Genomic DNA, 12,602 nt, shown 5'->3' with positions numbered 1-12,602 from the left:
CCTATCTATATCCCCTCTCTGATCGGATTTACTTCAGTGTTGCCTAATACGATCCCCCCTTATTGTAGGTCACACTTTAAGTAAATCGCAAATGTAAAGTCCTACCAACCTATAAAAAATAGCAAAATCTTGTCTTATTTGTGGATTATTATTGCTTATTTTAGGCTGTGAATAGCGAAATACATGAAAAATGGCAAAAGTAGAACTAGGATTTTCCGGTGAACGTTTCATCTATCTTCCTATCCCGATGATCAATCTGATGGAAGATAGTCCACTGACAGGTGACTTGTATCTTTATTCGATGGGATACTTCTCAAGGGCTTCCCATCATTATATCAACCGGCCAACCGGGTGCGATGAGTTTCTTTTCATCTATTGTAAGGAAGGATGCGGCTGGATAGAGCTGTACGGGAAACGGCAAAATCTGGAGGCTAACCAGTTCATTATCCTGCCCCGGAATATCCCGCATGCTTACGGAGCCGATGAGACCAGTCCCTGGACGATCTACTGGATTCATTTCCGGGGAAGCAAAGCCCCTCTTTTCTCCAGCCGTTTCGATAAGCCGACGACGGTCTCTCCTTCTGCCCAGTCACGCATTGAAGAACGGCTCGACCTGTTTGAGGAGATTTTCTTTACGCTGAACGAAAGTACCTCTATGGATCATATGCATTACGCCAATCTGTGTTTTGCCCATTTCCTGGGTTCTTTCCTGTTCATCGATGTCTACCGGAATAACTTCCGCCCAAAAGAGTATTCTGAAAATGTGATGAACCGTGTCGTACATTTCATGAACGATAATATCGAAAACAACCTCAAGCTGGCCGATTTCGCTAATTTCTGCGGATATTCGGAATCATACTTCTACCGCAAATTCGTTAAGGAGACAGGCCACTCCCCTATGGATTATTTCACACGTATGAAAATAAACAAAGCCTGCAAGTTACTGATCCAGACAGACATGAAGGTGAATCAGATCGCTCACAAGCTCGGTTTTAAAGAGTCCCAATATTTCTCCCGCACATTCTCCAATGTAATGGGGCTTTCGCCGTTGGAGTTCAGGAGGCAGAATTTCAGGCTGTAAAACTATTGGCATGGACTGTTACAAAACCGCCTCTGCCGCAGAAACATTATTCCAATATAAAACTGGCTGGCGCATAAGCACCCAATTCCAATTCAAACTTTCCGGATTTAACGGGAATAGGTTCTCCTTTCTTTTCCCCACGTAAATTTACCGGTACTGCTACTGAAGTATTCATTCCTTTTGGCAATGTTATCATCAGTTTCCCCGAAACTCCGGCCTGTTCCCAAACGCGTAACAACGTTCCAGTATTCCCGTCCGGATCCGCACCAAAAGCAGTGACAGTCACTCCCGGGCGAGATACTTCCAGTCCCGATTGAACAGCAGGCAGATTTCCTCTCTTTTCCTTTACAGGTATAGCTTGTAACGGATTACGTGCTTCCAATGCCGAAGTCATAAACAATCGGGATCTTTCTTCCGGAGTAGTGCCTTTTTCAACCGTCCAGATACGAACACGTGAACTCCACGTGCCGGGATACCAATAGCGAAAATTAGTATTCCACTGATTATTATATAAATTAAGATAAACAACCGGCTGTTCCGGTACGTAATCGTCTGAACATTTCCAGCATCCGGGAACACCCAAACTGATCAACGGATGATCTAGCGGACATACGGCAATACCGGCTCCATCCGTACCGGTAATGGTTACACCATGTTCTGCTGTATATAAATGGTGATTTGCTCCCGGAAGAATATCGGTTGCCGGATTCATCACACCTAACTGCCGGTACACATTGAATTCCGGACGATCGATCCGGAAAGGCAAACAAAGCCAATCCGCCTCCGGCCAGTTATCTTTTTCTTTTCCCTGTATAACAACTTCCATATCCATGTAAGGCTGATCTTTATATAAAGATATACGAAGTATAGAAGCCGGAAGATGACGGGATTTATCTGACGGCATCAATAATTCTGCCATTTGGACATAACTATCCCCCGATATTTTCAGATTACCATCTTTCGGAGACGCAGCACGATAAGGGACCTCTTTTTCCGATATCATTCCGGGCTTGTGTATTCCCGGATGAGGCCAATCCCCCGCACGTCCCTGCTGATAAGCCAGCGTATAATCCAATGCCTGCTCAAATGTAAATCGTTCATTCAGATATTGTCCGAAACCAAGATCAGCCTTTTTGTCAACCCATTCCCGACCCGTCTTTTTATCAAACAAAGAAACTATACAACCTTTTGCAGGATCAAAAGTTATTTTATAATAATCATTCTCTATCGAATTTCCCGATTGCCCATGCCCTCCCTTATCCATTGATTTTACAGGAATAACCTGATAACCGCTGGAAGGGATGTTCTTCACATATATTTTCCTACCATCTATTTCTACCACTCCCGAACGTTTCCACGGTAACGGATTATACACGACAAAAGAATTCTTTTTACATGTAACATTCGTTGCTAAAGAATACAGGTTCGACTGGGTTATTCCCTGAACGATATCCGACGCATCACGAATATACCCGGTCTTATCCTCCCAGGATGCTTCGAGATCCTTATATTCATCTGCAGGTAACTTTTCGAAAGCCTCGCCATAAGCCTTCACGGATTTTGAGCCGCCCCACGTATGCTCCCCATACAACGCCATTTTCTCATAAGCCGTTGCAATATCTTTCGACACAGAAGCAACCGGAACACCCCAAACACCCAATTGAGTATTCAATACTTCAGCCGAACTGATAAGCGGATGCACTTCCCGCGACAAACGGACCCCTCCCGGATCACTCATTATACCGTGTATCCATGTATCCGGCATGGCGGATTTAACGACAGGCAATTGCGGATTATCTTTCATTAGGGCTTCATAAAAGTCATCCATCGTTCCCATATGCACATTCACATCCGGCATTTTCTCTTTTATCTCCTGAAACAGTTCTTTAATCCGTTCTGCCGTAGGAGGTCCCGAGTTATCACCTGTCACCAAGATAGCCGGCCAAACCGCATAAGGCCAATCTTTTGCCGGCATCAGGTTTACTCCCATCATCGGATCATTCGGTCCTTGCCATCCTTTAGGACACACTGCACAGTTTGTTCCGTAACTGGCCGAATACAAGGTCAAGACCCTTGAACCGTCTGGTCCCTCCCACCAGAACAATCCCGGCGTTTTCACAAATCCGCTGGGCCAGTTACAACCGATATGTAAAAACTTTACACCCGCATGAGCCAATACTGTCGCCAAGGCTCCCGTGTGTGAAGGTTCATCCGTCATCTTGCCGGAATGGGATAACGGCAAATTATATTTACGACATAAAGCCGATGAAAAATTCAATCCACGTGCCATTTCCTCTAGACCACAAAAATCAGAGATCATGGTAAATGGTAATGCATGAGGCACAATCTGCCCGGACTTTAGTTTATTATCCAGTTTTTGCCTGCGTTCCGGGGTTTGCCCCTTCCAATCCTCCATCGTCTTTGACAAAACCCACCCGGGAAGTGTCCAGGCAAATTGCTGTTCTTTCGGCAAATCACCGGAAGCATCCATCACCTTAAAGGCCCTGTCAATCATCTCTGTCTGATAATAATTGACCACATCATTCACCCGATGCGTGTAACCAATATCAAAATGGGTCTTACAAATCACAATGACCTCTCTTACCTTTGTATTATATTCTTCCATAGGCTGACTTTTCACCCAAAAAGGAAGCATACAACACAACATTACGTATGTGCTTTTTACATTCATATCTATTTCAATTCAAAGATAACTTTAGCTTTTATATCATCCGAAGCCGAACCGACCAATGCCTGGAATTTCCCCGGTTCAGCCACCCAGCCATGTTTTACCGGATCATAATAGCTCAACGATTCCTTATCCACGACAAAAGAGACATTACAAGTTTCACCGGGTGTTAACCTGACTTTCCGAAACCCTTTCAATTCTTTTACCGGACGAGGCAAGGATGCCTTTTGATCGTTGATATACAATTGAACGGTTTCCGCTCCCTCACAAGAACCGGTATTGGTCACAGGAATTGTCACGACCAGCTGGTCAGACTCATTCATAACCTCCTTGCTTAGAGATATTTTCCCATACTTGAACGTTGTATAGCTCAACCCATGGCCAAACGCGAAAAGCGGTTGGATCTTTTCTTTTTCAGTCCACCGATAACCGACCCAAATACCCTCTTTATACTCGACCGTCTTTCCATCCCCGGGATAAGCCCCCATGGCATGAGCGGCATTATCTTCCAAACGAGCCGGGAAAGTAAAAGGTAATTTACCGGAAGGATTCGTCTTTCCAAAAAGAACCGAAGCGATGGCATTACCACTCTCCGTACCACCGTACCAAGCCTGAAGAATAGCCGGTACCTCCTTGAGCCAAGGCATTGCATAGGCATTCCCGCTAATCATTACGGCCACCAACCTCGGATTAGCGTCGGCCAATGCCGATATCAAGTCATTTTGACCATAAGGTAGTTCATACGATTTCCGGTCAGCCCCTTCGCTATCCAATCCTTCCTCTTTCGCCAGACCACCCACAAACACGACCGCATCAGCCTCTTTGGCCGCCTGAACGGCTTCCCTCTTCAAGCTGTCTGCCGACACCCCTTTCCGGGAAGAATAACCAGCTTGATACACAATTTCCGTTTGCCGGCCCACCCAATTACGAATACCTTCCAAGGGTACTACTTCATATTTAGCCTGCACTTCAGACGAACCACCGCCATTGGCAGTTGTCCGAACGGCATTCTCGCCAACAACCAGTATCTTCTTCAAGTTCGCCGGATTTAACGGAAGCATATTCTTTTTATTCTGCAACAAGACAATTCCCTCTTCGGCTATCCGACGGGCCGCCTCGATATGCTCTGCCGAAGCCAACGATCCCCAAGGACGGTCGGCCGACATATTGGTCCGGTACATCATGCGCAGGATACGTCTGACTTTCTCATTCAGCTCCTTCTCTCCCACTTTCCCCTCACGGATCAGTTTCAGATAAGGATCGGCCAAATAATACTTGTTAAACGCTTCGGCAGAACCCAAACGTGTCCCATACTCCAGATCCAACCCATTGAAAATGGCTTCCTCCGTATTATGCGTCCCACCAAAATCAGACAACAGCACGCCATCAAACCCCCATTCCTTACGAAGAATGTCCTCCAACAGATATTTGTTATGGCAACAATGCTGCCCATTATACTGGTTGTAAGCCCCCATCACCGTCCAGACTTTTCCTTCCTGAACCGCCGCCTTAAATGCAGGCAGATAGATTTCATGCAACGCTCTTTCATCGACAAGCGTATTGATGCTATTGCAATTGGTTTCCTGATTATTCACCGCAAAATGCTTCACACAGGCAGCCACATGGTTCGACTGAACGCCCTGGATATAGGAAACGCCCATCTTGGAAGCCAGATAAGGATCTTCTCCCATATACTCGAAATTCCGGCCATTCATCGGCGTACGGAAAATATTCACGCCCGGCCCCAAGATGATATTCTTGTTCCGGTATAACGCTTCCTCGCTATATGCCTTGCCAAACAATACCCCCATTTCCGGATTCCAAGTCGCAGCCAAGCAAATCGTAGAAGGGAAAGCCGTACAGGAATCGTTGTTTGCATGGGCATTGTTCCAGTTGCTCCACTCCATTTCCGGACGCAATCCGACCGGTCCGTCCGTGGGGTTATTATCCGGTATTCCCAAACGGGGAACACCCCAAGAACGATATCCGCCATTGGCATGCAACAGTCTCACCTTCTCCTCTACCGTCATACGGGATAAAGCATCCTCGATACGTTCTTCCATCGGCCGGGTTGCATCCTGATAAACAGGTTTCGTTTGAGAAAAACCGGTTAAACTACTTATCACACACAAAAAAAGTATTTCTATCCTCTTTACAAGTTTCATAAGTTTATATATTTTCAATTTAACTCCACACGTTCCTCAACGAAAAGGAACAGGTGGAGCTAGTACAAGACAATTATCAATCGATTTGTTCGATTGTGAAACGATAAGTCAACGAACCCTCGTTCCACATGCAGAAATTTGTATTCCAAAGATTATTACTCAGATTAAAATGAATGCCTCCCTCTTTGGCAGGATATTTCAATGAGTAGTTTATCCCCTTTGCTTCGCCTACATTGACAAGAAAAGCGGCTTCACTCCATATACGGACGGTTCCGGATGAAGTCACCAGATCCACATAACGGTCGATTCCGTGCTGCTGGCGATTCCCCTTTTCCACCACATCGAATAAATCGACACGCCCACCGACTTTTTCCGCCACGATGGAAAGGATATCATCCGTATTGAAAGACAACCAATAGGCTTCCGGCAAACGGACAGCGGGTTTCCCTTGGATAGTCAATGCGACTTCTGCCTTTTTCCCGTTCTTATACTCCAATACGTCCACATACATCTTCTCCGGATATACCCGCCGGTCGACACCCGAATGCTCTGGGAAAACAAGTTCGCTGACTGTCCGTATCCCTTTTTTATCTTTACGGATCTCCTGTTTGATAGTCTGCGCGGGAAGAGAAACGCTTACGGCTTTCGATTTATCCAGTCCCGGCTTGCCTATATCTGCCAAAGCCCATCCGTAATGAGCACGCAAGTAGTTGTCCAGATAGTTTTTATAATCATTGGCATCACACATCTGGTAAGACAATCCTTCGATCTTCAACGCACCGTTTTTCAAAACCGATGCCTGCCAAGGAGTAGAAGAGGTCGCTTTCGCTTTCTTCGTGAACGAAGGAGCTTCCACCCAGTCAATCTTTTTCATTTCAGCCAATGCCTCATCTTGCAAATTTTGAGGCAGATACTGGATCGCGTTATAAATATAGTCATCCAATTCTTTCCACGATGCCTCCGCCTTTTGGAAAGGCGCGGTAGAGCGTGCCGGAAGGAAAAGATCCATATCATACTTGTCCCAATTCTGAAGGTGGGTTTTCACATCGACCCCCTGCGTATGTTCGGCTATCAATCCCAGCTCCAATGCAAAATCGAGTGCTGCATCACTGTTTTTATCTATTTTCTTTTCACGCAACCACCGGGAATAGAGTTCCGACAACGCCCTGAATTTCGCCATCCGCACCGGGGCACTTCCATAGCCGTAAATCCAGGTATCCCCTATCTCGGAAGTAACAACCGGCAACTGATCCTGCATGGCGACTAGTTCCTCCGCTATTTCATTGAAAGAGCAGGCTATCAGACGAGCCTTCGGATAGCGTTTATGTAAATCGGCATAAATAGCCTTCACCTTTTCATAGGAGTGAGGACCGTGATTGTCTCCGGTAAAATTGATCGAGATTACCGATTTTCCATCCGGTAGTACATTCTCAGAGCCATAATCCTGCTGATAAACCAAAATCAGTTCACTGCCATCCGTATCCCTCCAACGGCAAAATTCTGGTACGGAAGGAATCGGGCAAGCCGGATTCACGCCTATATGCAGGAAACGGATACCGGCACGGCTCATCGGGGCCACAATACTGCGTGTATGTCCAGGCACATCCGTCATTTTAGCAGCAATCGTTTTCTTTCCGTATTTTTCATCCAGCTTATGTGACAATAGCAGGCAGGTTTCAAACAAATCCAGGTTCATCGATTCCGATTCGACCGTATAGGGAACCGAATTCCAAACGATATCTCCTCGCCGGATAGCAGCTTCCAGGCGTTTCACATCCTGGGGTGATACCGTATGGAGATATTTCCAGATCAGCCACGCCCCTGTTGTCCAAACATATTTTTCACTAGCATTCTCTGCACGTAGCTTTTCCGACACGTCCAATGCTTTCGGTATAAATTCCGTTATATAACGCTGGGTTACCACGGAACTCAAATCGGTAAAACCGACATCCAAATGTGTTTTGAAAACAACATACACTCTCTCGACAGAGGTATTTACTTCCTGTCCTTTGAGTTGAAAAAATCCTCCCAACGCAATCAGGAGAAATAATACAATTCGCTTCATATACATAGATTTATTTTTTCATGGCATGAATATTTCATTTCAAGTTACAAATATAAAAGCAGCTATCACTATGAAAAATAGCAAATAGCTGCTTATTTAGTGGATTATTATTGCTTGCCAACCATCACCAAACTTTGATACGATTACCTGATAATGTTTCAAACGGGCCTATAGAAGGCGCAACAGTTGACCGTTCTTTCCCTAAGAAATCCTTATCCAATACAAACGGAGTGCCATCGAGATTCTCGAACGGGTATCTTGTCAACTTGGCTACTCCCAAACGTTCCGTATTGACCGGTTTACCTTTCAACCGAGACAATTTAGTTTCCCCTTCGAATGTTATATACACTTCATCCCCAACCTCTTCCACTTTGAAAGAGGGGTTGAACGCATCTTCTACCACACCCTGTTCTTTCTCCTTCATGGGACAAGCACCATTACAGAACAGATTGTCTTCGGCATAAATAGGTCCTTTCACTTCATTCAAGAAATCCAAGCCATACAACTTTTTATCACCCCTTCCTACAAAAATATTGTTATAAAAACGCAGGTCGCCATGTTTTATCGGACTTACACCTTTAAGCTCGGTAGAATGGTTCAAGTGATAAGGGGTAAAACGGGTATAGTCTGCTTGCAAGGTCAACTTTCCCCCAAAAAGATTATTCAAGTAAGCTCCCCCATCCGTTGATTGCATAAGTGAATGAGAGGAAAGGAACAGGTTATTGTCCACAATATACGGGCCATGGGACACTTCTATGAACAAATCATTTCCATTATTATACATCAAATTGCTCGACACGTGTGTTCCTTGCGTCATCCAATCCAACCACATCCCCAACGGACAATCATGGATACGGTTGTTCCTTATCACGGCATCAATCGCCCCATGGAACTTGATCCCGGCAATCTCATACCCGTTATACTGATCCTTTACGTGAATATTGTAGATATGATTGCCATAAACTTCGCTAAAGGCAGCCATCGTTCCACAAATGGCCGTTTGTTCGCAATTATAGATCGTATTGTTACGGACAATGTGAGAACCTATCGTTTCTTTGTTCCAGCCATGGCGTGTCGTGTTGAATACGACTTCTATATAAGAGATATGTCCATCCTTCACGCCGTCGGCATCATCAGCAGGAAGTACTCCGTCGCCGGTTGTACGCTCCTTGCCCAACGTAATGCCTGTACTCTTGGCATCGTGGATGATATTATTTTCTATAATCCAACCTTTACACCAGTGCGTAGCGATTACCCCCACCTGTTCATTCGTCGGCGAAGCCCACTTCGTTCCGGCCTGGCTCATTTCAAACCCTTTGATGGTGATATAATCCAATTGCTGCTTATCCGGATAGAAACAGGTCGGACGGGCTACCACCTCGACACATTCCTTATTGGGGTCTGCGGTACCGAAACGAGCCCAGATGGTCGTGTTTTTGTCATCCGTTTCACAATACCAAAAGTCGGTCGTTCCCTCCGAATCCGCCTTGCATATATGCGGCTTCGGATTTTGTAATTTACTCAAAGAATCTACTTCATAGAACGCCTCTCCATTCAAGTAGACTTCCCCCAAATGAGTGACACGCCCATCATTGATAATCCAGTCGCCATCAAACAGTTCTTTATAAGGATTGAAATCACCGAATAGCGTGTTAGGAATCACCACCTTCCAAATGCCTTTTCCCTCTTTCTTCCACCCTTTGATCACTTCAGAACCTTTAATCTCCACCTTTTCCCCTTCGGCTGCCTGATAAACAATCCGCCGATTGTCGCTGGTTCCGCCATACATCGGTTTTATCCATTCCCGATACACCCCTTCATGCACCGTCACCACATCGCCGGGTAATACCTTTCGAGCTGCCCGATTGATAGTTTTGAAAGGAGCCTCCACCGTCCCGGCATTATTATCACTCCCCTTGGGAGATACATGATACTCTCTTGCTTGCAACATATTACAACACAAGCTGGATACTAGAATAAGATACAGAATTTTTCTCATGATATTAATTTATCGTTTTAAAACAATAACAACAGTTATTGGCTATCATTGTGTCAATAACTGTTGTTACAATTGAATATACACACGTTATCTTAGAGCAAACAACAATTAATATTCCAACTTAACCGTTTCCGCAAAGTTATAACGTTTGCTCGAATTATTCGTTCGCGCACCAATCTTCACATAATAAGTCTTTCCTTTAGTCAGCCCTGTTATCGTCTGTTTATAGGTTGTTGATAAAACTACCTCATCCGGTACACTACTCAAATCGACCATCGGGCTCAGTGCCGTTGTAAAATAATTCGTACCTACATTCGGATTATCATGAACAACAAATACACGGGTATCCAAAATTTTATCTCCAACCTTAGTTCGGGAAATATTCCATTCAACCTCAATGGCATCTCCTATAATCTCTACCTTTTTAGGGTGAATCGATAAATAAGGAGTAACCTTAAAGTCTATATTTTCAGACTTCTTGATTGTTACAGATACAGGTTCTACCGGAAAGAAAGCCCCTTCTACCGGTTGTACATCATAAGTAGCACTGAATATCTTCGTGTTCTTAAATGTACCATCCGCTTTTCCCCAGAAATATTCTGGTGTAGCCGATTCACTCCAACTCGTCTCCACCATCTTTATCCGGAAACCATTCGGCTGTTCAGATATGATAGGCTTATTCGTTGTTTCATCTATCAAACTACCTGCAATTACAGCATTGGGACCATCCATATTATCGATATCACCACAGGAGATCATGCCCAAAGCAAACAACATACACGCTAATATACTTCTCTTTTTCATCTTGTTATAACTATTAAATTAATAACCTGGATTGTCTGGTAACAAATTCGGATTCTTGGAGATTTCACCTGCCGGCACTTTCGCATAATTGACTTTGACATCATACGTGTACGTAGTACCTACTTCTTCTTTTGTAAAGATATACTTGCCTTCATCATACACATAATAAGGATACAAAGCGGTATATTTCTTATTATTCATCAATTTATCCGCGATTCTCCATCTACGCAAATCCCAAAAACTATGATTTTCAAACACCAACTCCATACGTCTTTCCTTACGAAGATTGTCTTCTGTCAATTGGTTCAACGTATACAATTTAGCACCGGCTCTCTCTCTGACCTGATTAATCAAATCTAATGCCTCTTGCTTTTTACCTAAATAGAAAGCGGCCTCTGCCCTGTTCAACAAAATTTCCGCATAGCGCATTTCGATAAACTGAGTGGTAGAACGTCCATGGATAACCTGACTGTTAGGCATATTCGGATTCTGATACTTCCGAACCAAAAATCCTGTAGTAGTCGTTTCATTATGTCCCATTCCACTTTTACCCATCACTGGCATATCCTTATACATCACTGAAAAGTCAGAAGTCGTTTTCAACTCGCCATCCGGATAGCTGGTCCAAATACCTTTTCGGATTTCAATCGTTTCTCCTTTATACTCATCGTTCGGTAAGATGACACTGGCTCTTAAACGCGGTTCCACGCCTTTAAAGATGTCGAACGGATCGTCATAACGAATCGGTTCACCTTTTTCATCGACCGTCTTTAATATAAATGGATTACCCTCTACATCGTCAAACAGTTCCACGATTTCCAAAGTCGGATTCAAAATACCCGAATATCCTTCCGGTCCTCTTATTTGAAATGGTATTTGATGGACATCCCAACTATGAGTCTTTTCCGGATATTGATAGTATTCAGCAAACACCACCTCCGGATTGTCTTCATCCAAAAACAAATTCCAATAGTTTTCAAATTTATCCGTGTACTTGTTATACAATGAGTATTTACCCTCCAATTTAGAAGCAGCATCGTATGCTGCCTGATAATAACTTTGAGCTTTAGAGGCTGGCATACCTAAAAGTTCTTCATATCCACTGGCCGGAGTATCAAACTGACAAAGAGATGCTGCATAAAGCATGGCTCTTGATTTTAAACCATAAGCGACATACTTATTGATACGTCCACGTTCCAAACTGGTTTCTGGTAACAATTCAATCGCTTTATCCAAATCTTCAGCGACAAATTCCCATCCCTCTTGCTGGGTATTTCGTGGAATTTGCAATTCCTCAATACTGGTTTCCGGGTAATTCTTCACCTCCTTCACCAATGGGACAGCACCGTATCGGTTCACCATGGCAAAATAGTAATAAGCACGACAGAAATAGGCTTCTCCCAACCAAGTATTCACCAAACTTTCAGGGAAGTTTGGTGCATATTGAGGCAAATTCTCAATTAAATAGTTTATTTTCCTTACCCGGTCATACGCCCAAAACTGGAACATACCCCCAGAGGGTGAATCCCAGACAAAAAACAACATATTATTTACCAATTCACCGGACATGTGACCGCCTTGTGGCCAAGAATTCCAAAAATTTTTAAATCCCCAGGGCAGTAGCTTGCAAGTCTTGTATGGGCATATCGTTGTATAGCGACGATATATACGCCGTAACACCCGATTCGGATGTAAAAATATCCTTATCCTGGATGATATTAATTGGGGGAACATCCAATGTATTACAACTGGTTCCCAACAGAATACTACTAAATAATATTGATATTAACTTTTTCATG

8 protein-coding genes are annotated in these 12,602 nt (G+C 44.1%); 1 reads left to right on the top strand and 7 read right to left on the bottom strand.

The features are described 5' to 3' along the window. Nucleotides 1-190 precede the first annotated feature (190 nt). Complete coding sequence (locus NBH15_RS18575; RefSeq protein WP_128133603.1) at nucleotides 191-1,081, top strand: AraC family transcriptional regulator; 891 nt, start codon at nucleotides 191-193, stop codon at nucleotides 1,079-1,081. A 46-nt stretch (nucleotides 1,082-1,127) separates the two neighbouring features. Here NBH15_RS18575 and NBH15_RS18570 read toward each other — a convergent pair whose 3' ends face one another. The 7 genes from NBH15_RS18570 to NBH15_RS18540 all read right to left on the bottom strand — a co-directional run bounded on the left by NBH15_RS18570 (nucleotide 1,128) and on the right by NBH15_RS18540 (nucleotide 12,601). Beyond that, complete coding sequence (locus NBH15_RS18570) at nucleotides 1,128-3,707, bottom strand: glycoside hydrolase family 38 N-terminal domain-containing protein (RefSeq protein ID WP_244050803.1); 2,580 nt, start codon at nucleotides 3,705-3,707, stop codon at nucleotides 1,128-1,130. A gap of 68 nt (nucleotides 3,708-3,775) precedes the next feature. Beyond that, nucleotides 3,776-5,935, bottom strand: coding sequence for a glycoside hydrolase family 3 C-terminal domain-containing protein (locus tag NBH15_RS18565; protein WP_250823275.1), 2,160 nt, complete (start codon nucleotides 5,933-5,935; stop codon nucleotides 3,776-3,778). A 76-nt stretch (nucleotides 5,936-6,011) separates the two neighbouring features. After that, on the bottom strand, nucleotides 6,012-8,000 hold the full coding sequence (locus tag NBH15_RS18560; RefSeq protein WP_250823274.1) for a DUF5054 domain-containing protein: 1,989 nt from the start codon (nucleotides 7,998-8,000) through the stop codon (nucleotides 6,012-6,014). Nucleotides 8,001-8,124: 124 nt separating this feature from the next. After that, on the bottom strand, nucleotides 8,125-9,999 hold the full coding sequence (locus NBH15_RS18555) for a right-handed parallel beta-helix repeat-containing protein (RefSeq protein ID WP_250823273.1): 1,875 nt from the start codon (nucleotides 9,997-9,999) through the stop codon (nucleotides 8,125-8,127). Between the two features lie 108 nt (nucleotides 10,000-10,107). Beyond that, nucleotides 10,108-10,803 carry a DUF3823 domain-containing protein gene (locus NBH15_RS18550; protein ID WP_250823272.1) on the bottom strand — a complete coding sequence of 232 codons (696 nt, stop codon included), beginning with the start codon at nucleotides 10,801-10,803 and terminating at the stop codon, nucleotides 10,108-10,110. 18 nt (nucleotides 10,804-10,821) lie between these two features. Further along, entirely contained in the window at nucleotides 10,822-12,312 is a 1,491-nt protein-coding gene (locus NBH15_RS18545; protein WP_250823271.1) for a RagB/SusD family nutrient uptake outer membrane protein, read from the bottom strand. Between the two features lie 94 nt (nucleotides 12,313-12,406). After that, on the bottom strand, nucleotides 12,407-12,601 hold the full coding sequence (locus NBH15_RS18540) for a hypothetical protein (protein WP_250823270.1): 195 nt from the start codon (nucleotides 12,599-12,601) through the stop codon (nucleotides 12,407-12,409). Between the last annotated feature and the right edge of the window lies 1 nt (nucleotide 12,602).

The organism is Parabacteroides caeci (genome assembly GCF_023656795.1).
Classification (GTDB): Bacteria; Bacteroidota; Bacteroidia; order Bacteroidales; family Tannerellaceae; genus Parabacteroides; species Parabacteroides segnis.
This window is presented reverse-complemented; position numbering and strand designations above follow the sequence as displayed.